This window comes from Desulfonauticus autotrophicus (genome assembly GCF_055381725.1).
On the sequence record NZ_AP042395.1, the window covers coordinates 1,160,923 to 1,186,020 of the forward strand.

At 59.4% G+C, this 25,098-nt stretch carries 23 protein-coding genes; 4 read left to right on the forward strand and 19 right to left on the reverse strand.

Translation table 11 applies throughout. From position 1 onward, the window contains the following. The first annotated feature begins 36 nt into the window (after positions 1 to 36). Together ACZ42F_RS06635 and ACZ42F_RS06640 are read left to right on the forward strand one after the other, a co-directional pair. On the forward strand, positions 37 to 393 hold the full coding sequence (locus tag ACZ42F_RS06635) for an NfeD family protein (RefSeq protein WP_046541570.1): 357 nt from the start codon (positions 37 to 39) through the stop codon (positions 391 to 393). Beyond that, positions 371 to 1,183: a hypothetical protein gene (locus tag ACZ42F_RS06640; RefSeq protein WP_464278380.1), complete on the forward strand. Its 813-nt coding sequence runs from the start codon at positions 371 to 373 to the stop codon at positions 1,181 to 1,183. Before ACZ42F_RS06635 ends, ACZ42F_RS06640 begins: the two co-directional genes overlap by 23 nt. Before the next feature lie 32 nt (positions 1,184 to 1,215). Here the strand turns inward: ACZ42F_RS06640 and ACZ42F_RS06645 are convergent, their stop codons facing one another. The 14 genes from ACZ42F_RS06645 to ACZ42F_RS06710 all read right to left on the reverse strand — a co-directional run bounded on the left by ACZ42F_RS06645 (position 1,216) and on the right by ACZ42F_RS06710 (position 17,517). Next, a complete protein-coding gene (locus ACZ42F_RS06645) occupies positions 1,216 to 1,704 on the reverse strand; it encodes a phage virion morphogenesis protein (RefSeq protein ID WP_464278381.1) in 489 nt (162 codons plus the stop codon). Then, positions 1,694 to 2,056 (reverse strand): hypothetical protein, encoded by a 363-nt coding sequence (locus ACZ42F_RS06650; protein ID WP_464278382.1) that lies wholly within the window; start codon positions 2,054 to 2,056, stop codon positions 1,694 to 1,696. The genes ACZ42F_RS06645 and ACZ42F_RS06650 overlap by 11 nt, the downstream gene beginning before the upstream one ends. Continuing rightward, positions 2,053 to 2,505 (reverse strand): hypothetical protein, encoded by a 453-nt coding sequence (locus ACZ42F_RS06655; RefSeq protein WP_464278383.1) that lies wholly within the window; start codon positions 2,503 to 2,505, stop codon positions 2,053 to 2,055. Before ACZ42F_RS06655 ends, ACZ42F_RS06650 begins: the two co-directional genes overlap by 4 nt. Beyond that, positions 2,492 to 2,863: a hypothetical protein gene (locus tag ACZ42F_RS06660; protein WP_464278384.1), complete on the reverse strand. Its 372-nt coding sequence runs from the start codon at positions 2,861 to 2,863 to the stop codon at positions 2,492 to 2,494. The genes ACZ42F_RS06655 and ACZ42F_RS06660 overlap by 14 nt, the downstream gene beginning before the upstream one ends. 15 nt (positions 2,864 to 2,878) lie before the next feature. Next, positions 2,879 to 3,742, reverse strand: a complete 864-nt coding sequence (locus tag ACZ42F_RS06665; RefSeq protein ID WP_464278385.1) for an HK97-fold major capsid protein — start codon at positions 3,740 to 3,742, stop codon at positions 2,879 to 2,881. A 17-nt stretch (positions 3,743 to 3,759) separates the two neighbouring features. Next, on the reverse strand, positions 3,760 to 4,122 hold the full coding sequence (locus tag ACZ42F_RS06670; RefSeq protein WP_464278386.1) for a hypothetical protein: 363 nt from the start codon (positions 4,120 to 4,122) through the stop codon (positions 3,760 to 3,762). A gap of 16 nt (positions 4,123 to 4,138) precedes the next feature. Continuing rightward, entirely contained in the window at positions 4,139 to 7,999 is a 3,861-nt protein-coding gene (locus tag ACZ42F_RS06675) for a DNA adenine methylase (protein WP_464278387.1), read from the reverse strand. A gap of 116 nt (positions 8,000 to 8,115) precedes the next feature. Beyond that, entirely contained in the window at positions 8,116 to 8,460 is a 345-nt protein-coding gene (locus tag ACZ42F_RS06680) for a hypothetical protein (protein WP_464278388.1), read from the reverse strand. Then, a complete protein-coding gene (locus tag ACZ42F_RS06685; RefSeq protein ID WP_464278389.1) occupies positions 8,457 to 8,927 on the reverse strand; it encodes a hypothetical protein in 471 nt (156 codons plus the stop codon). The genes ACZ42F_RS06680 and ACZ42F_RS06685 overlap by 4 nt, the downstream gene beginning before the upstream one ends. A 2-nt stretch (positions 8,928 to 8,929) precedes the next feature. Beyond that, positions 8,930 to 13,492: a phage head morphogenesis protein gene (locus ACZ42F_RS06690; protein ID WP_464278390.1), complete on the reverse strand. Its 4,563-nt coding sequence runs from the start codon at positions 13,490 to 13,492 to the stop codon at positions 8,930 to 8,932. Next, positions 13,489 to 15,099: a phage portal protein family protein gene (locus ACZ42F_RS06695; protein ID WP_464278391.1), complete on the reverse strand. Its 1,611-nt coding sequence runs from the start codon at positions 15,097 to 15,099 to the stop codon at positions 13,489 to 13,491. The genes ACZ42F_RS06690 and ACZ42F_RS06695 overlap by 4 nt, the downstream gene beginning before the upstream one ends. Before the next feature lie 326 nt (positions 15,100 to 15,425). Beyond that, positions 15,426 to 16,952, reverse strand: a complete 1,527-nt coding sequence (locus ACZ42F_RS06700; RefSeq protein WP_464278392.1) for a terminase large subunit domain-containing protein — start codon at positions 16,950 to 16,952, stop codon at positions 15,426 to 15,428. Further along, positions 16,952 to 17,233, reverse strand: coding sequence for a hypothetical protein (locus ACZ42F_RS06705; protein WP_464278393.1), 282 nt, complete (start codon positions 17,231 to 17,233; stop codon positions 16,952 to 16,954). The genes ACZ42F_RS06700 and ACZ42F_RS06705 overlap by 1 nt, the downstream gene beginning before the upstream one ends. Beyond that, entirely contained in the window at positions 17,230 to 17,517 is a 288-nt protein-coding gene (locus ACZ42F_RS06710; protein ID WP_464278394.1) for a hypothetical protein, read from the reverse strand. The genes ACZ42F_RS06705 and ACZ42F_RS06710 overlap by 4 nt, the downstream gene beginning before the upstream one ends. A 209-nt stretch (positions 17,518 to 17,726) precedes the next feature. On the opposite strand from ACZ42F_RS06710, the gene ACZ42F_RS06715 reads away from it, so the two are divergent. Together ACZ42F_RS06715 and ACZ42F_RS06720 are read left to right on the forward strand one after the other, a co-directional pair. After that, the gene (locus tag ACZ42F_RS06715; RefSeq protein ID WP_464278395.1) at positions 17,727 to 18,128 is read left to right on the forward strand and encodes a hypothetical protein; all 402 of its coding nucleotides are present in this window, start codon (positions 17,727 to 17,729) and stop codon (positions 18,126 to 18,128) included. 16 nt (positions 18,129 to 18,144) lie between these two features. Then, complete coding sequence (locus ACZ42F_RS06720; protein WP_464278396.1) at positions 18,145 to 19,023, forward strand: tyrosine-type recombinase/integrase; 879 nt, start codon at positions 18,145 to 18,147, stop codon at positions 19,021 to 19,023. Positions 19,024 to 19,334: 311 nt separating this feature from the next. On the opposite strand, the gene ACZ42F_RS06725 is transcribed toward ACZ42F_RS06720, so the two are convergent. The 5 genes from ACZ42F_RS06725 to ACZ42F_RS06745 all read right to left on the reverse strand — a co-directional run bounded on the left by ACZ42F_RS06725 (position 19,335) and on the right by ACZ42F_RS06745 (position 25,066). Next, positions 19,335 to 19,823, reverse strand: coding sequence for a hypothetical protein (locus tag ACZ42F_RS06725; protein WP_464278397.1), 489 nt, complete (start codon positions 19,821 to 19,823; stop codon positions 19,335 to 19,337). A 110-nt stretch (positions 19,824 to 19,933) separates the two neighbouring features. Continuing rightward, positions 19,934 to 20,203 (reverse strand): helix-turn-helix domain-containing protein, encoded by a 270-nt coding sequence (locus ACZ42F_RS06730; RefSeq protein WP_464278398.1) that lies wholly within the window; start codon positions 20,201 to 20,203, stop codon positions 19,934 to 19,936. Beyond that, the gene (locus ACZ42F_RS06735; protein ID WP_464278399.1) at positions 20,200 to 20,949 is read right to left on the reverse strand and encodes a hypothetical protein; all 750 of its coding nucleotides are present in this window, start codon (positions 20,947 to 20,949) and stop codon (positions 20,200 to 20,202) included. The genes ACZ42F_RS06730 and ACZ42F_RS06735 overlap by 4 nt, the downstream gene beginning before the upstream one ends. 477 nt (positions 20,950 to 21,426) lie before the next feature. Next, positions 21,427 to 24,780, reverse strand: coding sequence for a CHC2 zinc finger domain-containing protein (locus ACZ42F_RS06740; RefSeq protein ID WP_464278400.1), 3,354 nt, complete (start codon positions 24,778 to 24,780; stop codon positions 21,427 to 21,429). Positions 24,781 to 24,871: 91 nt separating this feature from the next. Further along, on the reverse strand, positions 24,872 to 25,066 hold the full coding sequence (locus tag ACZ42F_RS06745; protein WP_464278401.1) for a hypothetical protein: 195 nt from the start codon (positions 25,064 to 25,066) through the stop codon (positions 24,872 to 24,874). Positions 25,067 to 25,098: the final 32 nt, after the last annotated feature.

A 25,098-nucleotide genomic window follows, 5' to 3' on the forward strand; every position in this document is an offset into this window, starting at 1 on the left:
AATAACTCTTTAAACGGCTCATAGGCCGAGGCTCCTATGAAATATGGCCTGATTACAGTACTCATCTGCATTGTCATTTATGAAATCTTCGAGCATCTCATCGTACCGTTGTTCTGGATGATTCGATATCGCAAGCGGAATTCAGCTTGCGGTCCTGAGGGCATGATTGGGAAAATATGTACGGTTCAGCAGTGGAGCGGAACCAGCGGCAAGGTAAAAGTTGGCGCCGAACTGTGGAATGCGAGCAGTCCATCACCGCTGATTCCGGGAGACGAGCCGGTGATTAAGAGCATCGAAGGGCTGACGTTGCGGGTTTCATCTCAATCGGAAAGGCTGCCCGATTTACCGATAAAGAGGTTCTACAAGGATCATGCAGATGATTCCTCAAAATAGGTACCGATTAAACGAGTATCAGATATCCAAGATGGCGGATGGCCGCCTTTGGTGGACTTCCCATACCGGTTTTGCAGTTCAGATTAGTGGACCGTGTTATATTTATGGAAATGTATTGTTGATGGGAGACCGACACGATGAAGAAAATGGGTTTATGAAATCTGAATTTCTAGATTATCTGAAAAATCTCCCATTGTGGAATGGAACCCGGTACTATTGTTTTTCTTCCGCTATAATGGATACAGCTACCGGAGGTCACCTCAGCGAAGAAAGATTACAGCGATTGACTCGCTTGCGTACTGGACCCGGTTTCGACGCTATCGTCGATGGAAAGGCTGAAACCTTCAAGTTGGGGAAATATCAGATATCCATCTCCATCAAAGGTGATATCAAATGGAAGTCTTATTCCGGAATAAGCCAAATTATCGAAGGTCCTGTTTTGATCGAGTCTGATATCCTATTTATAGGTCCGAAACTATGTGACGCTCCTGAAAAAAGCAAAAGGGAATTCATACACACCTTGCAATCTCTTCCAAAATGGAATCGAACTACTTTTTGGTGTCGCAGCTTAGCTTTACGGCCTGTTTCAACTGATAAAAAAAGGTCGGCACATGTCGTCGTCGAAAGTGCAAAAATTCTCCAACCAGCGGAAAGAGAGTTTAGAAACCATCAACGAAAATTTGTCCAAGAGTTATGGCCCCACGTAACTGATGTTAGTGCCAAATGGGCCTCAAGAATAAGGACTAAATGGATTGAAAAGAAAAAAGCATTTCGGAATAAAATTGATTAAGATCTAAAAGGCACGCTGTTTACCTGAGGCAGTTAAAATCCTTCGCGCCTAATCGCCTTAATGAAATTCTCAGCAATCTGATCCCGATATTTTTCCATCACAGGATGCAAGAACGGACGCGGTGGAATGATGATGGTGGCGCCGTTCGGATGCTTAACCGTGGCACCATATTCCATGACGGCACCAATGTTGACTATGTCCTCGCCGTCTTTGTTGGTTGTGCCGCGCAGCAAGCCGACGAAGGCCTTGTCGGCCATGATCTTTTGGGTGATGGCGTTGATGAGAAATCCGGTGTCGATCAGGGCCTTGCTGGAACCCTTGCGCCGGATGGTGCTCTCGGCCAGCTTCACGAACGGTTTGCCGCCGGGAGCCTGGCTGCGGATGCCGCGTTTAATCTCGCGAACAAGGAGAATGGCGTTTTTGACAGTCGCCTGCCGGAGCGCCAATGCCAGCCGGGCACCGGGATTACCGGCCAGCTTCGCCCGGGCCTTGTCCCAGTCTCCGAATCGCTTAACTCCCATGGAGACGCACCAGCTTCAATACCTTGTGGGTCACCACGCCGAAGAGCCGTTCCTCCTCGACGGTCTGGACGCGGAACTCCCCGTTGTCCGCCCGCAGGTGGTCCTCGGGACGGATATCCACGTCCGGAAGAACGCAGGCAACGGCGTCGATTTTGTTGTTCAGGTCTTCCGGAGGGGTTTCCACGAACTCCAGAGGGAACGACCCCGCCTCCGTATAGGTCGCGTCATCAGAACCGTAAAGCCGCTCGCCTGGCTGGCTTCGCAGAAGGACGGCCTCCTGTCCGGAGGCCAGAATCAAGTCCCGCACATCTTCCGCGGCCTGGATCTTCTCAGTGTCGGTCAGCAAACTCACAGATCGCCTCCCTGCTCGTAGATGACCGGCTTCAGGCCCGAAGGCGAGATGATGTAGTCCTCGGGGCTTGACGCGGCTCCCGGTTTCACTTCGCTCAAATGGTGTTTGTACAGGGCTTTGAGGTCCTCCTCGAGCTTCGCCCAATGCTCGGGCTGCTTGGTCTTGTCGACCCGTTTGTCACCGCTCGAAAATGAAAAAGCGTTCGCCGTGGTGGCGCGCATGACCTGGCAGGCGTGTATCTGCCCGAGCACCAGGAGCAGCTCGCGCGTGTCGCCTTCAGGTTCCGGCACGACCTCACCATTCACCACGGAGAGTGAAATCTCCAGATCGCGTGCCAGGCGGTAGACACCCTTATGGATGCACCGCTGAAGCACCTCGTCTGAAAAAAGGGCGCTCTCCGGATCGGCCAGATCGGTGCGAAGCGTTGCGACGAGATCAGCTATCGCCACCTTCCACCTCCGCCAGCCGCTTCTTCAAAGCGTCGATCACAGTGCGCCGCTTCTCGTTGGCAAGATGGGCTTTAAGTCTGGAGGTGTCGTTTTCGGCCCCAACCTTTGAAATGGCCTCCGCCGCCGGGAGCTTGGACAGGTCAACGTCCGTCTCGCCGGCTGCTTCTTCCCCGGTTGTGATATTCGTGTCTGCGGGCGGGGCTTCCGCTTTTTCCGCCCGGGCGAGCAGGCCGGCGGATATCGCCCGCTCCAGGTGAGGCGTTAATGTCTCGACTTCCAGGACATGCCCCGGCTCAAATCGTAGTCCCGCGTCCGCCACGATCAGGATTCCCGGGCGGACGTTCTTTATTTTGAACATAATCAACCACCTCCATCAGCCGAGAATCTTGATCTTCGCCAGGATGTCCGGGCGCGTGATACCCTGGCCCAGTTCGGACCAAACCAGCCAACCGGTCTTGAAGCGGGTTTTCTGCTCGATGGCCTCGGTCTTGAGGTTCTCGCGCACGGGCATCTTGCCGACCTCTTCGTCAGGGATCAGCAGGACTTCGTCCAGCGCCTGGGCGGCGGTAAGCAGGATGCCGCCGGTTCCGTAGTTCTTGATCACGCCCTTGGCGCGCAGTTCGGCCTTGGTCTGTGGATCGAGGTTCCAACTGCGAAGATCGTTGAAACGCCGGCCCCGCATGACGATGTACTTCACCGACAACTCCAGGTCCTCGATGATGGAGATCGCCTCGTTGAGCGCCTCCTCAGTCAGGGTGGTGCCGGTGACCTCCACCGTGTTGGCCGCCGGAACCGCGGTCGAAATAACCGTGATGGTCCGCTTGTCGATCTCCTTGCGGATCTCGTCGGCCGCCGAGGTCTGGATGTCCATCAGCGTACCGATGTTGCCGTTTTTAAGGACGGAAACATCGACCATGGGTGCCGAGTGGATACGATGGGTGGGAAATTCCACCTCGTCCTTGCCGAGTTCCTGTTCCTGGGCCTCGCCTTCGTTGCTGATCCAGTACGCCTTGACCTTCGGCTTCTTCTGATACAGCGGCCGTTCTCCTTTGGGTAGGGTATGGCGCGTGAGCAGGAGTGACGAAATCTCCTTGCGTTTGATCTCCTGTTCGATGGGCGCGGCAATGGCTGCGGCCAGAGCGCGCATCCCCTCCGGAGACTCCAGCGCCTCGGACATGAGGCGGGCCATGGTCTCCATGTATTCCTGGCTGTGTACGTTCACGTGAGTGTTCTCCATGTCGGTTCCTCCTGTAATCAGATAAGCAGTCGGAACTTCAGCGTTCCGCCGGAGACGGAGATGGCCCGCGCGATAACCTCTTCGCCGGCCTGCACACCCGCCGTGAGCTTGCCGCCCCCCGAGACCTTCAGGTCGTCGCCCGGGTTGATGGTCCCCTCGAAGACGTCGGTCTCGTACACGCCGCCCATGCAGTAAATGCCGGGCATCTCTCCGTTCTTGTAGTCTTTGATCAGAATGCCGAAGGACTTGATCGTCGGGTCGGTGTTCACGGCGAACAGATCGTCACCGACGATATTCACCACCTGACCGAGCTGGCCGTCCCCCTGCATGTAGCCGTCGCCGTACGCGAGGCCTCGATGGTTCGGGTTGATGTAAGGCATGGTCTATCCTCCTCGCTTAATTGGTTTGAACCGTTTCGCCGGTCGCCAGGCCCACGCGCTGGCGATAAGCGGCCATGAAGCCGTTCTTGAGCCTGTCCTCGAGACTCTTCTTCCGGTCGTCCACGTCCCTGGGACGCACGCCGGCGTCGCTTCGCATCGGCGGATCGTCTTTCGTCTCATCCGCTTTCGCCTGCTTTTTCTCGGCGGTGTTTTCAGGCTTGGTCTCGCCCTTCCTGGCTTTCTCAGCGTCCGCCTTGATCATCCGGTCAAAGGCGTCCTCGGTCGCGGTGAAGGCCTCGTCGGAAAGTCCTGCCAGGCGGGTCAGCTCCTTCTCGCGCTCCTCGTCGTTTTCGAAGGCGATGCCGTGCTTTTCCACTTTACTCAGGAGCTTTTGAGCCCTTGCGCGATTGGCCGCGGCCTTTCGCTCCGCTTCCATCTCTTCAACCTGCTTTTGCAGGGCGAGCACCTGTTGCTTGAGCTCCTTGTTCTCTTTCTCCAGCTCCTTGATTCGAGCCTTGTCGTCAGCGGCGTTTCCACCGCCCTCTTCGGTCTTCTTGGCGGCGAGGGCCGCCTCGTCTTTCGCTTTCTGTTTCTCGTCCATCGTCGGACCTCCTTCGTTAAGAGTTTCGGAAACCTCGCCCCGCTCAGAGGCGACCTGAGTGATGCGTGCGTTTTCGTCAGCGCCCTTGCGATCAAGAAGTCCGAGGCCGGTGAACGTCACGCCGTGCAGGATTTCAAAGACGGGCTTTCCCTGGAACGCGCCGCCTTTGTACTTGCGCAGGTGAATGCAATAGTCGTTTTTCGACTGCACCCGCTTGCCGCAGATGGAGCACTCGCCCTCTTCGTAGTCACATTCCATCGAGACCTGGCTGATGATTCCCTTCCTGATCAGCTTGTAGGCCAGTTGCGCGTGCGGGCTGTCCGAGACATAGAGCTCACCGGCGCACTCGATTCGCCCGCCGCTGTCGTCCTCGATAAAGTCCGCGGCCACGATGCCGCCCACGATGTCCGTGAAATCCTGAGAATGTTTCAGGTCGATCTTCTTGTTGACCGCTGTCATATACCGGGCCGCCAGCTCTTCCGGCGTGAAGTGGTCGCCGTTCTTGTTCGTGCCGGCCCTGCAGAGGATGAACGTAAACTGCGGGTCCCCGGCGTCCTTGGCGAGATCCAGGCCCTCGGCGCGAAGGCTTTCGTGGCAGGAGCTGCCCAGTTCCACCGGAAAGGAGGTGTGGCAGGCCGCGGCAGAGAACGAACCGGACGAACGGGGCGCGCTGCGTGGTTTGGAAGAGACGAACAACAACTCCCGGGCGTGTTTCCCTTCCCGGCCGATGTCCTTGGCGATGTTGTAATCCACTTCCATCCCGCGGACGCGCACCAGACCGTAGTGTTCGCCGAAAATCTCCCGGATCTCATCCTCTCTCGGAAAAGCCCGGTCGCGGTACGACAGGAGGACCGTTCCATACCTGCCGCGGGCGTCGGCGGCTAAAGTCTCCATCAGGGTCCTGATGGATTCCTTGGTGTACCTGGTACGGGACGGAAAATTCCGGCGCGGGTTGGAATGAATCTTCTTATCCGCCCACCGGGTCATGAGGCCTTCGACGAAGTGCAGGGAATCTTCGTAGTCGTTCGACCCGAACTCAGTCACGTAGGGCGGATCGAGATACAGGACATCCGCTCCGTAACGGCGGACCGCCTCGGTCGCGTCCAGGTTGAAGGCCTTGCATTCCTTGCCGTTGTCGAACACGAGATTGTTGAGCTGGCGAACGGAGCGCTTGAATGACTCGATGAATTTCGATAGCGGCGGATTGGAGAGCTGCGACTGCTCCAGGCTCGCCTCCGATTCCAGGCCGGCCTTGCGGTGCATCTTCGAGCGTGAAAACTGCCCGAAGGCGCTCTTGGCCTTGACCGTGCTCCCGAGGGCGGCGAGAGCCAGGTCTTTCTTGTATCCGTGAAGCTTCTGGATATTGGCCCACACCTGGTCGAGCCAGCGGAGCACCGGCTTGGTGTAGTAATAGCCGTAGAATTGATCGACGATGAAGGTGCCGGCGTCCGGATTCGGCGCGAGAATCTTCTCCACATCCTCGTCGGTCAACTTCTCGCTGGAGTTCTCGATCACCGCCCTGGCCAGATGGTACGGGAACCGCAGCAGGTCGTTGGCGATGACCTTCATCCCTTTGCGCTTGAAGTGATAGGCCACGTTCGCTCCGCCGGAAAAGGCGTCGAGGAAGCTCTCTGCGCCCTTGGGTACCTGGCTTTCAATCCAGCCGAGCATCAGGTACTTGCTGCCCATGAACCCGGTAACGCGCACCGCGTCCTCCTTGCCGGCCTGGCAGGTGAGGAGGTCCACGGCCTCGCCGAGGGGCGCGTCGGCCAGGGCGCGAAGGTTCTCGTCCACACGCAGAGCGGCCTCGGTCGACGTGGAGGCTTCGTGTTCCTTGATCCATTCCTTGGCTTTTTCAATCGTCCAACCATCCGGGTTGCGCTCCGTCTTGCGGGCGAACCGGTAGGCCTGAAGCACCATGGAACGGGGATTGTCGCCTTCCTGGACGAACTCCTTTTTGAGCCTGCCGATGATAATGGAGACCCCGTCGATGCCCTCGAGCGTCTTGCGCCGGAAACTATCCGGTTCGAATTGCTTCGGGTCCCGGACGCGGTAGCGGATCTCGTTCTCGGTTTCCTCCCAGATCGCCTGTGATCTCATGGCTTCGGCGGAGGCGGCGGCATCCGCTTTGGCGGATTGGCCTTTCCCGTGTTTGCAGATGAAAAGCCGCTCCTTGGCGTGGGAAGCGTCTCCATGGCGCGAGGTGATGGCATAGTGGTGATCGCGGGAACGCATCGCCGGCTCATAGCCGTGAGCCGTTATGATCCCCCGCATCTCCCGCTCGTTGGGATGTGCGTGATCCCGGTACGAAATCAGCCAGTGAGGGATGTGGCGCGCGTTGCCGAGAAAGGTCTCGAAGAACTCCTTGGCGTTGGCGCGGGTGACGGTCCGATGGTCTGTTTCATAATGCTTTGTCTTGGAACCGCCGACCAGGGTCAACCCGTCCCAGTAGGTCATCAGACCTTCCACGAAGTGGTAGGCCTTCTCGTAGTTCGTGGTTGAAAACTCGGTGGCGTAAGGAGGATCAAAGTAGGCCAGGTCCACACGCACTTCAGGCAGCAGACTGTTCACGTCCTTCCTGTAGGCCTTACACTCCTTGCCGTTGTCGAAGACCAGCGCATTGATACGGGCCACGTTCTTGCGGAACCGATCCTTGAACTCCTCCGGGGTGTCCTCGCGTTTGCCGTATCGGGTGGACGAGGAGAAGTGTCCGAAACCGCCCTTGCCGGACATGCAGGTCTTGCCCAGGGCGAAGAGGGCGATGTCTTTCTTGTATCCTTTGAGCTTGTCGATGTTGGCGCGGATGGTGTCGATCAGCCCGTGGACGCCCTTGGCGAAGAAGATGCCCTTGAAGTTGTCCCGAACGAAGGTCCCGGCCTTGGGATTGTCGGCGAGCAGCATATCCAGGTCGTCGTCGGTAAGGCGGACGTTGCGGTTCTCGATGATGGCCCGGGCGGCGTGGTAGCAGTAGCGCAGCCGGTCGTTGGCCAGGACCCGCAGGCCCTTGGTCTTGTACATGTAGGCCACCACCGCGGAACCCGAGAAGGCATCGATAATCGATCCCACATCTTCCGGGGTGTGTTTCCAGATCCAATCGACCAGCTTCTGCTTCGATCCGATGTAATTGGTAATGTATTTCGGCCGCTTGTCCGGCGGCAGCTCCTCGGTGACAAGCTCCCCGGCCCGGGCTTCGAGGTCCTCGAAGTCCAGGTCCAGAGCAGCGTCGGTTTCCAGCAGGAACGCCAGCCGGTCACGGTCGGTGGCAAACAGATCCATTCGATTCTCCGGTCATGTCGCGACAATTTTTCAGCCCTCCACCCGTAAACCGGATGTAAGGAGAGCCCTGTCGCTGGATACCTACCGGAGGCTGGCCAAAAGTGTCGGGAGGTCTGTCAGAAGGTTTTGCCTGAAGAGATTCGTTCGAGGATAGTTCGAGCGCACGCTTCTGGGGAAAGATACTCTTCAGTCTCTGTCACAGGTCCGCGCATGCCGCGGTATGGCGAGAGGGTGGCCTGATGGTAGGCCAGGAAATCTTCGGGCAGGGTCCTGATATCGTTTTCCACCAGGCGGTTGACGATCCACTCGGCTTCCTCGCGGGCCTCGGTGTTCCCGGGCAGGAACTCGATCACGAGATCCAGGCCAGGGCCCGGACCCTGGACCCAGACGCCGACGGGCTCGTAGCGGGGCTCCCGGATGCGGTTGCGCAGGGCGTACTCGACCATGTAGCGCAGCTTCATTCCCATTCCTCCGCGATCCTCACGTGCTCGGCCAGGAGATCCGCGTCGATCCGCTCGAACCGGTCCCGGTTCTCCGACTTGTACCGCCGCCAACTTCTCCAGTCTGAAGCCAGGTCCGGCTCCTGGTCGGGGAACACGAGCTCCACATGGAAACGCCGGCCCCGGTCGTCCGTGAGGTCGATGAGATAGGTGTCCTCCTTGGACCAGCGGACAACCTTGACGGTGTGTGCGTGCTGGAAGCCTTCGTCGTAGCCGACCGCCTTGAAGAGGAGCCAGAAGTCCACCCGCTTGAGCTCGCCCTGGGCGTCGAAGTGCGGTGCCACACGAGTCACCTTATAGCTGTCGACGAGACCCATGCGGACCGGCTCCCGGCCGGACTCGATCAGCGTCATCCACGAGCCGCCCTCGTTGAACGGCTCGAAGAGCGCCTGCAGCCTGGCCTTTTCCTTATCGATAAACTCTTTCATGGTCACCTCACCAGGATAATGTCTTCGACCTTTCGGCCATCTGGCAGTTTGGAGATCTTGCGCTTATGGAACACCTCCAGCAGCCGCCGCTTCTCCCGCTCGCTCCCCACGACGATCACGTCGATGTTGTCGAGCAGGGTGACCGAATACTTGAAGATCGTTTCGTTGCTGCTCCGCCTTGCGAACTTCTTCCATTCCGACGGCGTACTCCCGCGATGGTGGGAGACGTAGTCGTCACGCACCCGCCCGAAGGCGTCGTGGTCGTAGCTGATGGCGTCCATGCGCCGCAGGAGCCGCTTCTTGAAATAGAGCCCTGTGTCCCGTGATCCCCCGGCCGTGGGGAGTTTCCGGATGCGGGTAAAAACATAGGTCGCTCCGCCGGTGTCCATGTCCGCCGCCGGAGACATGCCGCCCACCGGGATACCGGCGCGCAGTTTTTCCACGGTGCTTACCATAGCGCCGTTGTTCTCCAGCACAGTTTCGATGAAGGACGGCAGGTCTTCACCGTTGGTGAGCCGGTGATAGAGTCCGTAACCTTTCATCTGTTTTTCCAGGTCTTCGTCCGAGATATCGAAACGGTACTGGTGCCTGTAGCCGGCCTTTTTGCCGGGGGCTTTGAAGGCCAGTTGGTACTCGCCCATGGGGTCGTACCCCGGCATCCGGGTCAGGTCCTTCACGCCGAGCCGCCGCTCCCAGAATCCGCGCATCTCCTGGATGCGCTCATCCTTACCCGCTGCGCGGCGGTCCAGCTCAGCGACCAGCCGTTTGTATTCCGGGTCCCGGTCCACCTTGGTCAGATAGGCCTGTTTGTGGAGATAGAGCAACTCCGCGTCCTGCGGTGTGGCCGCCCCGGCCTTGAGGCCGAGGGATTCCATGTTGTCCAGGGCACGCTCAAGGCTCTTGGCATCGGGACGGTCCGGGAGTATCAGCTCGAACTCGCCCCGCTGGGCATACAGGTTCTTCTCCGACCAGGGGCGGTACACGGCGCGCACTCCGTCTCCGAAGTCGATTTCGTACTGCTCACCGCCCTTCATCGTACGTCCACGGAACAGGGCCGAATTGTCCGCTGCTCCATCCACGACAACGAGCTCGCCGTTCCTGAGCTCCCGTTTGGGCTGGAGCACCTTCGTCCGCCGCACGGTGAACGGGACATCCTTCGGCTTCCTCTTGCGGGTGGCGCGCTTTTTCAGGTAGGTCTCGAAACGCTCGTCGATGGAGGTTTTCCCGCTGGCTGCCTGCTGGACCTTTTCGATCCAGGCGATATAGGTCTGCGCCATCTCCCGCACGTCGGGATCGTCCGATCCGCTTAACCGCTTGAGAGCTTTCAGGTGGTCCGCTGCCTTTTTGAGGGTCGCCTGGTTGTACTTGTAGTCCTGGGCGTGGTAGTTGATGGTCTTTATAGCGGCCAGGATATCGTTTGCGAAAATATCATCCGGAAGCTGCTCACCGACCCGCGCCGCCGCCGTGTCTACACCGGCCTTGCGCAGAACCGCGAGCAGTTTTTCCTCCGCCTCGGGACGGACCTTCATCTTCACCACCGTCCGCTTTCGGCCTTTGATGGTTTCCACGAAAATCAACGCGTTCTGGTCCTCGATGTCACCCTCGTCAAAGGGCAGCACCTTGCCTTGCCATCCGAGCGAGCGTATCTCTTCCAGGAGCACTTCTTCGGCCGGCCCCAGTTTTCCCTTTGGCAGGGCCTCCAGAACATCATCGAAACGAAAGTTCTTTTTCCCCAAGACGTCCGCATAGAACGCCTCGAAATCCCGTCGCAGGTTGCGCTTCCGCGCCAGAGCCATATCATAGAAGGCTTTTTTTCGGGCTTCATTGCGGCCGAAACGACCTTCCACATAGGGGCGCAGGATAGCCAGGTAATCCTCGTCGGGGATCTTCTCGACCTCGCGGATGTAGCGCAGGGTCACCGATGGGTCGACCTCTACCTTGCCCGCTTTTACGGCCCGGAAAATGGTGTTGTAGAAGGGTTCCTGCTCGCCGTACCGGGCGTTGGGGTGATAATCGATGGAGAGGCGGTCCTCCCCCAGATGCTTGAAGAGCTGCCCCTTGTCGATGCCGTAGACTTTTTCGTTCTTGGCCCGCAGGAACTGCTTCGCGTGGCCGTCGTGGTTCGAGATCAGCCAGTCGATCACGTGTTCCCGCTGGATCTGCTCGATCTCGAGTGTGGTAAGGTCGGTCGGGTCCACCCCGGCGAAGTCGAGCCGGCTTTTGAGATCAGTCCGCCATTTCTGGATGGAACCCAAGCGTCCGTTCAAGCGGATAGTACGGACCTCGATGGCCTCCGGATCGATGAGCCGTCCGATCTTGTAAGCCGCCTCCTCGCCATAGGAGATGAACTCATCGCCGCCTCGCTCGATCGGCTTGAAAAGCCATCGATCACCGTTTTTGTCGGTCCAGAATTCCTTGGCGTGCGCACCGCCCACCTGCGCTTTGCCCGCGTAAGTGAACTGCTCCTCCTTGCCTTTTTGTTTCCATTCGTTATCGGCCGACGCGAATTCCGCGCCTTTCTTGGAAAAGACGGGTTCCGGAGCCGAGGGAGATTCCGCAGGCGAAGGTTGCTTCACCGGCTTTGGCTTCGCTTTTTTCTTCTTGCCGCCGTGTTTCTCCAGCCACGCCGCGTGCTTCTTCTCGATGCCGGCCTTGGCCGCCTCCAGCTTGCCCGGATCGGTCTCGGTGAAGATGGTGACCAGCTCGTCCTTGTTCGCCCACTGCCAGTGCTTGAGCTTGGTCTCCTTGGCCAGGGTCTTGAGGTCGCCGACCTTCATGGCCGCGACCTGGTCGTGGAAGAGCTTTTTCTTGAGGGCGATCTCCTTGGCGTGGGCTTCCAGTAACTCCTGGGGCAGTCCGGAACCTCCGGCGAGCGCCGATTCCGCTTCCTTGACGGCAAACAGGAAATCGGCGTATCCTGCGGGCGACTCGGGCACGGCCACCTTTGCCGCGGCCTGCTCGAGGGACTCTTTCGCCTTCTTGAGCGCTTCTTTCTTGGCGGCTTCGACCGCTTCCTGTTTGGCTTTCTCGGCCAGTTCCTCGCCGGCGGCCTTCTGCAGTGCCTCGATGAGCTGCTGCTTGTTCTTGAGGGGGCCGATGTGGTGTTTTTTCTTGGCCGCGATAAGCGCCTTGCCCGAGAGATTCGAGTGGTCCACGCCCGGCTCCAGTTCGTCCAGCAGATCGATCACGTCCTGCTTGGTCATGTTAAGGGAGATGCCCTTGGCCTTGGCCATCTCCTTAAGTTCGACCACCGTCAGGTCCTGAAGCCCGTCCGCCGGGACCTTTTTCAATTGCTCCGCCAGTTGCTGGGCTTGTTTCAGCGCCGTCTGTTTTTCAGCCAGGAGCTTGATCAACTCCTCCTTGGTCCGCAGCAGGCCGATCTTGTGTTCTTTCAGCTTTGCCTTCAGTGCGGCCCCGGTGAGGTTCGTATGGTCGAACCCCGGCTCGGCCTGGTCCAGCAGCTTGATGAAGTCCGCCTTGGTGCGGGCGATGGAAACGCCGTTCTGCTTGGCCATCGTCTGGAGCTGCTTCACGGTGAGGGTGTTCAGGTCGGCTATCTGGCCGCTCTCGAAGGCTGCCTTGAGCTTGGCGTCTTCCGCGGCTTTCGCCTTTGCCTGCTCTTCGATGGCCTGGGGCGGAAGGATGCACGCCGCGGGTTCGGCCGCCGCCTTAGCCCCCAGCTCTCCGCCGCAAACACCCAAGGGCCAGGCCACAACGCTGGTGCAGCGGCAGTTGGGATGGGCGGGCTGCTGAGGGAAACGACCCGTGTCGAAGACCTTGCCGTCCAGCGGGCCGCAGATCGGGCAGACCCGCTCGTCCTCCATGGTCATCCATTCGAGCTTTTGGACTCCGACCTGCCGGTGGAATTTGATCCGTCCCTGGTTGTGGGCGCGCAGCACCTCGGTCCGGGCGATGACCTCCATGCGGTACTGGGCCTTGCTGAACACCTTGGAGCCGGCATGCCGGAAGGACTCGCGATCTTTTACGACATGTCCGAGATCGCGGACGATGTCCTCGACTCCTTTACCGGTGGCGATACCGCTCATGACGGTGCGCTTGATGCCGTCGACCAGTTCCCGGTGGACGTCGCCGGCCAACACCAGGTTGTAGTTGGTCATGAAGTCGAGAGCGTCAGTGTCGACAATGGTGAACACGCGGGTGGTGAGCTTGTCGATGCCATCCGGACCGAGGTCCCGGTAAAAAGGCATCTGCGCCGCGGCGAACTCCTTGATGCCGCGGTAGATGCCCTGGCGGAAGGACGCCTTCGCCGCCTTTCGGAAAAGCAGCGTCTGGTCCCGGTGAAGCCGGGTCATGGTTTCCCGGATGTCACCTTGCAGTTTCTTAAGGCCTTCGAGAGCAGCCAGCTTGTTGTCGGGGAGTGAGCCGAGACTCTTGTATCGAAGAATGGCGCGGCGAACTTCGCCCTCGGCATCGGCAAGCATGAGAGCCAGTTCGGCGACCATCTGCTCGGTATAGAGATTACGTGCTTGAACAGCCTTGGCTGTAGCGTCACGAATGGCCTCGGCCTGAGTCTGTGATTTGCCGGCCGCCAGCGCTCCTATCATGAGCCGCACTCCCGACAAGCCGCTACCGAGGATGGGTCATCATCCCGACGGGGCGCTATCCTGGTGGATGCCACGCCGGAATCGAAAAATCGGCAAGCCGGGGTGTCAAAAGTGGTCTCGCTCCGTTGAACGCGGCACAGGTTGCTTTCTTCTTCGAAGTGCGAGCAATCGTCGCACACGGCATCCGCATGCACCGCTCGGGCGAAAGGTCCTCCCCAGGATGCCTCGGATTTCCCCCCTGGTGTGTTCTTGGCAGGGTCGAGTCCCAGCATCTCCTGGGCGGTCTCCACGCTCATGATGCCGGCCATGACCATGTCCACGATGGGCTTGACTTGCTTTTCGTCGAGCAGGTCCACCGACTTGCCTTCGTTCTCCCGGTTGGCCGCCTCGATGTCGGGGTCGAGGTCCATCTTTAGTTGAAGGCTGGAGCGGCTGATGAGCTTGCGGTCGTACAGCTCGATGAGCAGGCGCTTGAAGTCCACCGCGTCCGAGAGGTCGAGATCGTTGAAAAGAAACTGGAGGGTTTTGTCCTTGTAGCCCTTGAGCTCCAGCCAGTCGTCAAAGACCCAGGCGAGGATGTCGCGGGCGGCCTGCTTGATCTCCCGGATCATCACCAGCATTTTCTGCAGGCTCACCGAGGCGGTGGCGAAGTTCGGCCCGTCACCGGTGACCAGGGAACGCGAGAGCCCCAGGGCGACGACGATGTCCTCTTTCACCTCCTTGACCTTGTCCTCGACGTTGAGGACCTGGCCCTCGGTTCCGTGGGTCTCCACCGTGACGTAGAAGGGCACGACCAGGCCGCTCTTGAGGTCCATCTTGTTGACCATGTCGCGGACCTGCTCGAGCATCTTCTGGTCGGGCATGACCATCTTCTGGCCGAAGGCCCCGCCCACCTTGAGCAGACGGAACGGGGTGGCCCAGCGCTTGGCGATGGCCTGCTCGGCGCGGCGGTAGTCCCGGAGCAGTTCGATGGACTGGAAAGCGGGCAGGACCAGCGAGTTGCCCCGTGGGGAAAAGGAAGGCGCGTCCCACTTGAGGTGGAGCACCTGGTCGACCGGCAGGTCCAAACCATCGTCCGCACCTGGGTTGTCATCCGGATATTGGCGCGCCTCCACCAGTTCTCCCTGGGCGTATTTGACCTTGACGGAAACCGGATTGACGCAGACCACTTCCTCCAGGTCCTTGCCGTCCTTGGTGTAGCGTTTGAAACCGACGGCATCGCCTTTGACCAGGAGTTGGAGAACCATGTCCTTGACGAAGGCGGAGACACCGAGCCTGTCGGCGAGCGCTATCGCCTCCCACTTCACGTCCTCGTCGTCGCTGGTGATCTTGATCTCGTCGCCTACGGCGAAGGTGCGCCAGGAGTTGACGCAGTTCTTCACCAGGGGTTCTTCGACGTAGTACTCCCACGCCTTGCGGGCGCGCTCTTCCCACGACGCCGGGATGGCCTCAGAGGCGTTTACCCGGCTGAAAACGGAGGGGTCCAGTGCCGCAGCCGCGGCCAGCGGAACAACCACCAAACCATCGACATGAGGCGTGGTGTCCGATTCGCTGGCGGCAGCAGTTGCCGCCGTGTCTGGTTGTGAGCGCTCGTTTCGTCCTTCCACCGATGACCTCGCGTTTCTTTGCCCGTGTGGGCGCTACATCTGCGCCGTGTGGCGAGAAAAACCAATCCTGGGGGTTATCTACCGGAGGCGGGGAAGAAGCGTCGGTTTGGCGGTAACTGAGGTGTTTGACTCATGAGCGAGATGGTTGCAAGAAAGCCAACCTTATCTCGCCTTATTGACAAAAAGCGGGCTGCAAGATATCTGATCTGTTCTTCGGGGGGGCTACTTGACAATAGTTCGTGAAACCCACAAAGAAACCGTGTGTATCTCGTCTAATTGTCAAGTGCCAACCTACTTTCGACATGCAGCCAATCATTCACCTACGTTCAAATGAACACAGGGTCTGTCAGCACAGGCGTCAGGGAAACGGTCTCCTCCCCGATCTGGTCATGGTTGGCCTGTTCCCTGGCCAGCAGGGCGCAACGGACGGCATCAATAATGTGGTCGTTGCCCTTCGAGTAGACCACCCGGCCGTCGTGCAGGGTGTAGGTGTGAGTGGTGAACTGGTCCTCCAGTTCCAGGTCTTCAGCCGGGAACACAACCTGCCGGCGCTGAAGTGCTCCGTTGATGAGGCTGGTCATGAACTCCTTGGTGCGCTTTCTCATCTCTTTTCCATCGCGTACGGCCAGGGTCGTCATTCCACCGAAATCGTATCCGCGTAACCGGCCTTCCAGTTGGAGGTCTTTGTATTTGTCCAGGGTAAGAAGCTCCTGCACCACGGCGAGACCGTTGCCGCCGTTGTCCACCCCGATGCCGGTGGCGGTATAGTAGCGGTCCAGCAGTGCGATGGACTGGGCGATGTGCGGGTAGGCCACGTGCTCCATGTGGACGCGCAGAATGAGTTTCAGCACCCGGCGGTCGCCCAGTTCCAGCTCCTGGAACACAACGATCTCAGTCGGGTCGTTGGTATAGCCGAGATCGCCGCCGATCCAGAACACACCTGTCTGCGGCACGAGATTGAGCAGCATCTCCAGCCGGTCGTGAGACTCTTCCTCGGTGTCGCAACCGCGCAGCTCGTCGCCCGTGATGACCACCTTCTGGTATTCCAGTACCTCCTGGCGGCAGAGGTTCAAGTGCTCGATGTTAAAGGCCCCATAGGATGGTTTGCCGTGTTCACCGGCTACCTCGTGCTGCCAGCCGGCGCTGTCCCGACCGCCGTAGAACTCCAGCAGCTCCGCTTCCCGTTCCTTGGACCATGTTGGGTTGAGCCAGGAAGGCCAGCGAAACACCTTGAACTGCGTCGAGGTGGTGAGGCGGTAATAGGTGGTGTTCCGCATCCCGTTCGGAGTGGAATAGATGCGCAGCTTCCCGCCCGACTTCAGGCACTGGCGCAGGGCCTTCCACGCCCGCTCCGTAAGCCAGGCCCCCTCATCCACCCAGACACGCTCGACATGGAGTGAGCGAAAAGCGTCGCCGTAGGCTCCGGCCGGCCGGAAATAGAGAATGGTGCCGTTGGTGAATTCGAGCCGGAAGTAGGGTTTCCGGTGGATCTTGGGCTTGCCGTACTTGGTCAGGGCGATGCTGGCCATGAGGTCCGGATTGGCTTCGAGCTGGAACTCGATTTCCTCCACAATGGTATCGAGATGCCCCTGGTGTGGTGCAGCGATCAAGCCCTGGCCGCCACGGGTGGTAAAGGCGAAATGGAGTGCGTCGGTGCTGATGCAGACACTCTTGCCGACGTCGCGTCCGTCCAGGTGGATGATGTTCTTCTCGGCGCAAAGCAGGTCCTCCACCTGGTGCGGCCAGTAGACCCGTTGTCCGCCGTCCCGGTTGCGCAGGTACGCTTGGCCCCACAGGACCGGATCGGCCAGGGTCTGGGCCAGCTTGCGCTCCCTGGCGGATATCCGCGCCATCAGGGCAACCTCGACCTCAGTGCCGCCCCCAACACCGTTCCGACCAGGTCGGCAAGGATATGCTGCACAGCGAGCATGCCTTCCCGGTCGCGGATAACACCCTCGATGTCGACGCGGGCCTGGTCAAGCTCGTCCCACTCGGCATATTGCCCCTGGGCGGCAGCCAGCCGAGCGAACGCTTCGTCGATTTTGCCGGCGGCCAGTTCGGCTCCTATTTCCACCAGTTGCCGCCCGGCCTCCCGGACCGCCGCTTCATTCTGTTTCAGGATTTCCCTTATCATTGTTCCTCATTCCCGTCTTTCCCCTGTCCGTTCGCCCAAGCGTCAAGCGCCTGTATGGCAGCGGCCAGGCGGTCGCCGATGCCGGTCAACCGTTCCTTGTCCGGGTGGTCGACGGCTTCCAGGGCCTTGTTGGATTCAGCCACGTACTCGGGCATGTAGCGGTTGATCGTATGGACGGCGGACTGGATACGCGCGGGCGGCCTGGTCGCCGCGCATCCGGCCAGTGGGGCCGCCAGCGCCGCGGCCAGGAGCGCCTGCAGTACGAGTTCCAACTGTTTCCTCATGCTTGTCCTCCCGAGCCTGCAAAGGTCTGCACCTTCTTCAGAAATCCGCGGGAAACGCCTTGACTTCCCGCCCGCGTGAAGCGTGTATGTGAATGTGCGTAATGGCTTTTATTACAACGGGTTATACGGGCTATGGCGGTTTCCGAGCTGGTTTCGGCACGGGGCTGGAACCGCGGAATCCTTGCCGCGCCCGGAAAGGAGGACACGCCATGAGTGAAACGTTGCACGAGGCCGCGAAGGCCTACATCGAACATCTGAGGACCCAGGGCAAGACAGAGCGTACGCTCTACACCTACGGGAAGGACTTCGAGCAGATCGAGGCCTTCTTCGGTGCCGAGCGGAAGCTCACCAGCATCCTCACTCCGCACGTGGGAAAATTCTTCAAATCCGATGCGCTCCTGAAGCTGCCCAGCGGAAAGGAGCGGGCCAAGCCCACGGTGGAGAAAACCAAGCGGGTGCTGCGCATGTTCCTTATCTGGGCCAAAGATACCGGCCGCATTGAAAAACTGCCCCTGCCCAAAGGGACACCCATGGGCCGGAGCGTGAAGAAGGGAGGTAAGATGAATGACGAACACGGCAAACAGTCCGCTTCGACCCCTGCCCAGGACTGAGCCTCTCGAGCAGGCGGTGGAAGCCTTCGGCAGGAGGCTCGCAGCCGATGGTCGCTCGTCGAACACAATCAGCGCATACCTGCGGGACCTGAAACGCTTCACCGGGGTGCTTCTGACCCGGCATCCGGGAGTGACCATCAGCCAGGTGACTCCGGGTATGCTGGACGAGGCGTTGACGGCGTCGGCTGTCGCGCACACCGTTTCGGGTGCCCCTCGCTCACCGGCGTCTCTGCACCGGTTCAAGGCGGCGATCAGGTCGTTTTTCGCCTGGGCCGAGGAAACCGGGCTGGTCTCGGAGAACCCGGCCAGGTCGGTGACCTTGCGCAGGCTGTCGCGCACACCGCCGGTCTTCCTGACGGAAGCGGAAAAGCGCCGGCTGCTCAAAGAGCTCCGGGGCCGCTCGGGGGCGTTGGCCAGACGGGACCGGGTCATCATCGAGATGTTCCTGGGGACCGGCGTCCGGCTGCAGGAGCTTGTCGACCTTGACGTCGATGACGTGGACCTCGACGCCAAGCATCTCCATGTCCGCGCCAAGGGCGATGTTCCGCAGGTGAAGTTCCTAAAGTCCAATCTTCGCTCCCTCCTGCGCAGTTATCTCAAAGAGCGCCGCCGCCAGGGTGACGGGGAATGTCCGGCGCTGTTTCTCTCCAACCGCGGGTCGCGCCTGTCCGAGCGCCAGGTCGCGCGAAGGCTCGAACACTGGCTCAAGGCCGCGGGGATAGACAAACAGCTCACTCCCCACGCCCTGCGGCATACCTTCGCCACCCATCTCTACAGTCGAACCGGCGACATCCTGGTTGTGCAGCGGGCCCTCGGACACCGAGACCTGTCCACCACCCAGATCTACACCCACCTGGTCGACGGGGTACTGGAAGACGCCATCGAAAGGCTGTGACCGGTATTCCGGTCCGGGAATACTGCGGTCCTTCGGGACCGCGTTCTCGTTCGTGGTTACAGACAGGCAATGACGATGGAGAGTGACAGTCACCTCACAGTGGCGTGCCTGAACACAATTCCGGATCATGCTTCGATCATCATCGCGCCGCATGATGGGCGTGGGGAAAAAGCAATTGACGAATCTTTCCCTCCGGCGCGGCTTCCCGGATGTCAGAGAACACGTCTTATCTGACATTCCATCAGACAGAAACGCCGTAAACCCGCGTCCCTGGCGGTCTCTTTTCCGGGTCGCTCCGGTGTTATCCGACATCATTTCCGCGTTTTCCTTTTCTTGGCCGACTTCCTGGCCGGTTTCTTTTGCGACTCGGCCAGTTTTTCCAGCAGGGCGGTGGCCCACTCGGCCGGCGTGGTTTCCGGCCCCCTGGAGGCTTCGCCCTCGCGGGCGATCTTGGTGGCCTTCAGATCCTTGAGATGGCAGCGGATCATCCGGTCGAGTTTTTCGGAAGCATCCATGTCCCCGTTGATCTGTGCCCTCACGAGCTTCACGGAGTAGACCGCCACCAGCTCGACCTGAAGGAAGTCGCTGGATTTGTTGAATTCGAAATCATTCCAGAGCCGCTGGATGATCTCCCTGAACAGCTCCCGCTCCTCGTCGTTGAGGCACTGGTTGGCCCAGATGCCGTGGGTCATGGGGTTGAGGTTGTTTTCAGGGGCACCGGTACGCTTGGGCGGTTTGGCTGTTCCCTCGGCACGATGCCAGCGGTCCAGGTGCTGCTTGTCTTTTTCGTTCAATCCCACAGTCGGCTCCGGATATGTGTTCAAAACAGAGATTCTTGTGTCCCCATCTCGGGGTTCGGGGCGGGAGGCGAATTTCGCCCCATATCGCGTCCTCGCGGACCGCCCCCTGGTTACCTACCGGAGGCTGCTTCAACGTGTCGGTTTTCGATCTCCTTCCGGTGTGCAGCGAGGATCTGGTTGACCCGTCGTGTGGTGACTCCGGCCAGTTGGGCTATCTCCTTGGTGTTGATGCCCTGTTCATGCAGGGCAATGACGAGTTGGCGACGTTCCTGGTAGAAGCGGCTTGGGCAGGGAATCCAGAGCACACCGGTGTGATATTTCTGGACCTCTTCAAGCAGTTCCTTGGGCAGAATCTTTCCCGCGTTGGCGTATCTTTTCATTTGTCAGGCTCCACCTTCTTGAGCCATGGCTGCGGGACGTCCGGGTTGTAGAACCGCAGAGTGCTGGGCCGCTGTGTTCCCGCGCCATGGATGATTTCAATGAATCGTTCCGTAACCGCTCCGATTTCCTGGTCACCGTCGACAAAACAAACCAGCCCGTAATCCTGGCCGCAGGGAAATCGAAACCGGCCCTGGTTCTGGTACAGCCGGGCCTCACTCCATCCCTTGGCCATGGCCTCGTCGCGGATGGCGTCCACTTTGGCAACGGCCCGGGAAGTCACCGGCTGCTTACACTTCCAGGTTTCTTCCGCGGGATAAATCCAGTCCTTTTTCTGATGCTTGGCGGGCGCTTCATACGTTTTCGGATTCAGGCTGCGAACAGACTTCTGCAGGGCCTTGTCGCCGAGCTCCTGAATCGCCAGTTCTTGTACGCGGTTGAACCGTTCCCGCAGGAGGTTCCAGGTTCTGTCTGGCAGTTTCCCGGCCTGATGGGCGCTGCGGGCCGCGACCATCCTGGAACGAAGCCAAGCGAAGTATTCGGGATCGAGCCGACGGAATACTTTCCCGTCGTATTCAATGTCGCGATCCTTGGCTCCCAACTGGTCGAATCTCCGGAACTCCAGATCGGTCGCCACGAAAAGGATGCGGGGAGGAACGGGGACTTCTTTGGTTTGCTCGACGGGATTCTGGACGGGCAACTCATCCTCTTTGCCGAGGTGAGTCATCATCGTTCGTAACAGGCTCATACGCACCTCTCCGGAAGTTGGGATTTACCGTTCTTCCCGTTACCTACCGGAGAGCCTGCCTGAACGTCGGGCTGCCGAATGTGCCGAAAGGTCTTTCGGCGCTCCGAGACTTTCGGCACCACCTTTCGGCACGGCAGACGGCCTTTTATCTTCTTTTATTACAATAAGTTATAGATAGATGTAGATAGATATGCCGAAAGTGCCGAAAGGTTACGGGTATGTTTCCACGTGTGGAGCCATTTTTTCCTACACAGCGCGTTCGAACCTGATGAGTGAAAAAAATATCAAATATGGAGTGAGACCTCTGAAACCTTTCGGCACTTTCGGCGCTTGGCCTGAAATCCAGTATTGACAAGCAGTTACAGCGCCGAAAGCACTTTCATGCCGCCGAAAGGTAGCTTTCGGCAAAGACTACATCGGGCACAAAAAAAGCCCGAAGGCGTGAACCAACGGGCCGGATATAAGCTGATTGTTGTTTCAGTCCGCTTGTATCGTGTAGAGCTTCGTGCCGTTCCTGTTTTTCGTGATGTGGACTTCGAATCCCGCCTCGCGCAAGGTTTCCAGGTCGTTTGCGAATCGCTGGGCGAACTGCCGCGATGAATCCATGTCAAACCGCAGGCCAAAATCGCGGGCGATGCGCTTCAGCGCCACGAAGAGGTCGCGGGAAAGGGCGTTCTCGAGCCTTCCCCCATCGCTGAAGGTGACCTGGTAACGCTGGACGAACTCCTGCACGTGATTCTCTTTCCTGTCGCTGTATGCCAGATCCTGGTCCGCATCGACGGCGTTGCGCCATGCCTTGAACAGTGTGGCCAGAGCCGTGGCGGTGTGGTTTGAATCCCGGGCCGTTTCCCGGCTGGTCCGGTTGATGGATTCTATCTGTTCGATGAAGGACGGGACCAGACGTTTCATCCCCGCTTCAATCTCTTCGATGGGCGACCCGGCCAGGAGCATGAGATACATCAGGCTCAGGTACTCGTTGCACCGGCGCTTGTCGTGATTCCCGAGGGTCTCGTGCAGCAGTTTCATCGTCCGCGTCCGCAAACCGGCTCGCATCATGGCCAGGACTTCCCTGGTTCTCTTCATGATGGCCGAGATGATCAGGTCCCGGTGTTTCTGGATTGCGGCGATGATTTCGGACTCGATAAAGCAGTCGTTCCCCTGGTTGGCGATATCGAAGTTGATGACAAAGGTCCGCGACTGGATTTCCGAGAGCTCTCCCAGCAGAGGTTCAATGCCGGTGGTGTTGAGCAGGCATTTCGTGCGCTCGGTGACGGTCTCGCTGTCGGTGCCGCTCTTGCGCTTCTCCTTGGCGATGCCGGTGATACTGGTCAACATGAAGGTCGTCAGCTCCTCGGTCATCTGGCGGGCTTCGATATTGTCCAGCACGATGAGCGGATTCTGCGAACCGTCGGTGTAATTGGCCGCGTCGGTGGCCTTCTTGTGCTGCGGCTCCCCATAAAGCAGGGCCGAAATCAGTTTGCTGGCCGTGGTCTTGCCCGAGCCGGCCGGACCTTCGAAGCGGGTCATGGGGCGTGTCCCGGTGAAATCGAGCAGCAGGAAACAGGAAAGCCAGGAGAGGATGAGAAAGCGGTCGCCCTGGGGGCAGGTGATGTTGCCGACCAGCAGTTCCACCAACTTGCGGTCGGCCTCCTCCGGATCGGCGTCGTCCAGGTACTTGATCGGCTTCATTTTCCGCGAGCCGTCGAGGATGATGCCGTCGGGGTTGCCTCCGTTTTTCATGATCTCGATAGCGTCCGGTGTGATCTTCGCTATCTCGTGCTCGGCGTTATTGAGGTTGAAATAGACCGTGTAGTTCGAGACATCGGTGTGGAGCCAGGAGAAGTGATCCCGCACCTGTCCGCGGATGATGGCCAGGCTCGGCAGCACCTCGAAAAACGTCCGGCCGCCGCCCGATGTCGGCACCAGCCCGGTGTGTTTATAGAGCATGGCCGCGTACTGGCGCTTGCGGCCCCGGTCCGGGGAGTCCATCCAGTAGATGGCGTTGTCAAAATACATGAACGGTTCGCCCTGCCGGGTGTGAAAGAACTGAGCGCCGTTGGCGGTGAACCAGTCATAGGCGGCTTCGGCGGCCTGGGTGTAGTCCGGAGCACCGTTTTCCAATTCGGTGTCTATGAGGATTTCTTCAATCCTGGCGCGGCAGGAACCGGAAGGTGCGTTCGACCGCCGTTTCTCCCGCTTTTTCTCCTGTTTGGCCTGGGCGCGTTGGTCTTTCTGGATCGCCCGGACCTGGTCGCGCAGGGTGGCGAGCGATAGACTGGATTTGCCGAAGTGTTCCTGTATGAGTTTCAAGTGCCGGGTCTGCTCCAGGGGCGACAGTTGCGCCACCTCGCGCAGAACCGGTTCCAGTAAGCGGTTCCTCTCTTCCTCGGACACGTCCGCGGGCAGCCGCGAGATCCCGAACTCAAGCGGCATCTTCGCCTCGGCGATGAGGCCTTCGAAATCCTCAGCGGTGTGCCCGGCGGCGAAGAAATCGTTGACATCGATCTTGGCCGCGGCCAGAAGTTCTTCCGCTTCCCTGACTTCTTTTTCCGGTCGTCCGGCAAGGCGCTGGGCGAGCTCCCGCGGACCCACCGCCGCGTCCAGGCCGAAGCGCTCCTTGAGCTCCTTGCGGGCGTTTTCCCGACGCTCGTCGAGGGGAAGGACCACCAGCCTGGTTTGAATCTTGTGTCCGGCGAGGACGGACGCGGTTTTGAGCGCACCGTGCAGTCCGGCTTCGGATATCTCGTTGTCCTGGCAGATATAGACGGTCTTGACGCTGCGCAGGCGAGGCAGCAGCCGTTCCCAGTCGGCCTCCCGGATATGGACCGTGACCGGCGACACCGCTGCAAACCCGTGTTCCATCAGAGAGATGCAATCGGTGACGCCTTCGGTGATGATCAACCGCTCCGGGTTGGCGAGCAGACAATCCTCATTGAAGAGATACCCGTTGTTGACACAGGGGGCGATGTGTTTTTTGGAAGCGTCGTTATGGACCGGGAGCTTCTTGTACTTGCTATGTTCCCAGTTGGTATCGGGCGTCCACGGCGTTTTGCGTCCGATCATGAAGACCACGCGGCCGCGGCTCCAGTAAGGGAAAACGATCCGTCCTTTAAAGAAAGGGATAAGGCCGTCCTGGCCGGTCGGGACAAACGCTCCCGTGGCGGCGAGCTCTCGCAGACTGAAGCCGTGTTCCTTGCCGGTCAGCGTGGCGATGACGCCTTGACGATTTTCCGCGCCGGGACCATTGTCCGCGTAACCGATCAGCAGTTCCTCGATGGTCTCGTCTTTGATCCCGTACTTGGAGCGAAGCCACTGAAGCGCCTCCGGTGATTCCTTGAGGCGGCGGTGATAGAATTTTGCTGTCTCGGTCAAGACCGCTTGAACGCGGAGTTCCAACATCCGCGCCGATTCGGCCTCGGCCATTTGCTCCGGCGACAACCCGTAGCTGGACAACGGGGGAAGCCCGGCCTTGGCGGCCAGGAAATCACGAGCCTGCTGGTGGCTCTCCGGCATGGGGCCGGACTGGCCCCGCGTTACGACTCCGAAACGGACGAACTCCACCAACTGCAGCACATCGCCGCCCACGCCGCACCCGAAGCAGTACCATCCCTGCTTGTCCAGCATGACATGCAGCGACCGGTGTGATTGGCTCTTGTGGTTGGGGCAATCGCACTGAAGAAGGCGGGGGGACTCCTGCACGATCCTGCCGGCCAGAAGTTCTCTCGCCACGAGGCCGATGTCGACCTCGGTAACCAGGCGATAATACTCCTTGACCAAGCACAGCTTGGGTTTAGCTTTGGCTTCGTGCCTTGAACATAGTTCGGTGGTCATAGAAAACTCTCATCACCCCTATTCGCACCGGCGCGTCGCCGGTTCGGCTGTTCCGATGCCATGCCGGTTCCGCTCCCATTGATATCCACGCCTACAACTCGACCGAATTCGCCGAAGCGCGTGACGGTTCCACGGGAGGATGGGCAAGGAGCAGCGAGAGAAACGTCTTTCGTTCATCCTGCCGGCGCTTTCGGGCGCAATTCTGCATTCCCCAGCGATCCCCGATGATGACCGCCGTTTTCCTGGCCCTGGTCACACCGGTGTACAGGAGGTTGCGGTGATGCATGAACGAGTGGGCCTTGTGGACCACCACTATGG

Excerpts from the sequence above, each read along its gene's own strand:
- ACZ42F_RS06740 (WP_464278400.1), bottom strand. The coding sequence starts at position 24,780 with ATGACCACCGAACTATGTTCAAGGCACGAAGCCAAAGCTAAACCCAAG.
- ACZ42F_RS06730 (WP_464278398.1), bottom strand. The coding sequence starts at position 20,203 with ATGAAAAGATACGCCAACGCGGGAAAGATTCTGCCCAAGGAACTGCTT.
- ACZ42F_RS06665 (WP_464278385.1), bottom strand. The coding sequence starts at position 3,742 with ATGGAGAACACTCACGTGAACGTACACAGCCAGGAATACATGGAGACC.
- ACZ42F_RS06735 (WP_464278399.1), bottom strand. The coding sequence starts at position 20,949 with ATGAGCCTGTTACGAACGATGATGACTCACCTCGGCAAAGAGGATGAG.
- ACZ42F_RS06700 (WP_464278392.1), bottom strand. The coding sequence starts at position 16,952 with ATGGCGCGGATATCCGCCAGGGAGCGCAAGCTGGCCCAGACCCTGGCC.
- ACZ42F_RS06635 (WP_046541570.1), top strand. The coding sequence starts at position 37 with ATGAAATATGGCCTGATTACAGTACTCATCTGCATTGTCATTTATGAA.
- ACZ42F_RS06705 (WP_464278393.1), bottom strand. The coding sequence starts at position 17,233 with ATGATAAGGGAAATCCTGAAACAGAATGAAGCGGCGGTCCGGGAGGCC.
- ACZ42F_RS06660 (WP_464278384.1), bottom strand. The coding sequence starts at position 2,863 with ATGTTCAAAATAAAGAACGTCCGCCCGGGAATCCTGATCGTGGCGGAC.
- ACZ42F_RS06710 (WP_464278394.1), bottom strand. The coding sequence starts at position 17,517 with ATGAGGAAACAGTTGGAACTCGTACTGCAGGCGCTCCTGGCCGCGGCG.
- ACZ42F_RS06670 (WP_464278386.1), bottom strand. The coding sequence starts at position 4,122 with ATGCCTTACATCAACCCGAACCATCGAGGCCTCGCGTACGGCGACGGC.
- ACZ42F_RS06685 (WP_464278389.1), bottom strand. The coding sequence starts at position 8,927 with ATGAAAGAGTTTATCGATAAGGAAAAGGCCAGGCTGCAGGCGCTCTTC.
- ACZ42F_RS06690 (WP_464278390.1), bottom strand. The coding sequence starts at position 13,492 with ATGATAGGAGCGCTGGCGGCCGGCAAATCACAGACTCAGGCCGAGGCC.
- ACZ42F_RS06680 (WP_464278388.1), bottom strand. The coding sequence starts at position 8,460 with ATGAAGCTGCGCTACATGGTCGAGTACGCCCTGCGCAACCGCATCCGG.
- ACZ42F_RS06640 (WP_464278380.1), top strand. The coding sequence starts at position 371 with ATGCAGATGATTCCTCAAAATAGGTACCGATTAAACGAGTATCAGATA.
- ACZ42F_RS06715 (WP_464278395.1), top strand. The coding sequence starts at position 17,727 with ATGAGTGAAACGTTGCACGAGGCCGCGAAGGCCTACATCGAACATCTG.
- ACZ42F_RS06675 (WP_464278387.1), bottom strand. The coding sequence starts at position 7,999 with ATGGATCTGTTTGCCACCGACCGTGACCGGCTGGCGTTCCTGCTGGAA.
- ACZ42F_RS06745 (WP_464278401.1), bottom strand. The coding sequence starts at position 25,066 with ATGCATCACCGCAACCTCCTGTACACCGGTGTGACCAGGGCCAGGAAA.
- ACZ42F_RS06645 (WP_464278381.1), bottom strand. The coding sequence starts at position 1,704 with ATGGGAGTTAAGCGATTCGGAGACTGGGACAAGGCCCGGGCGAAGCTG.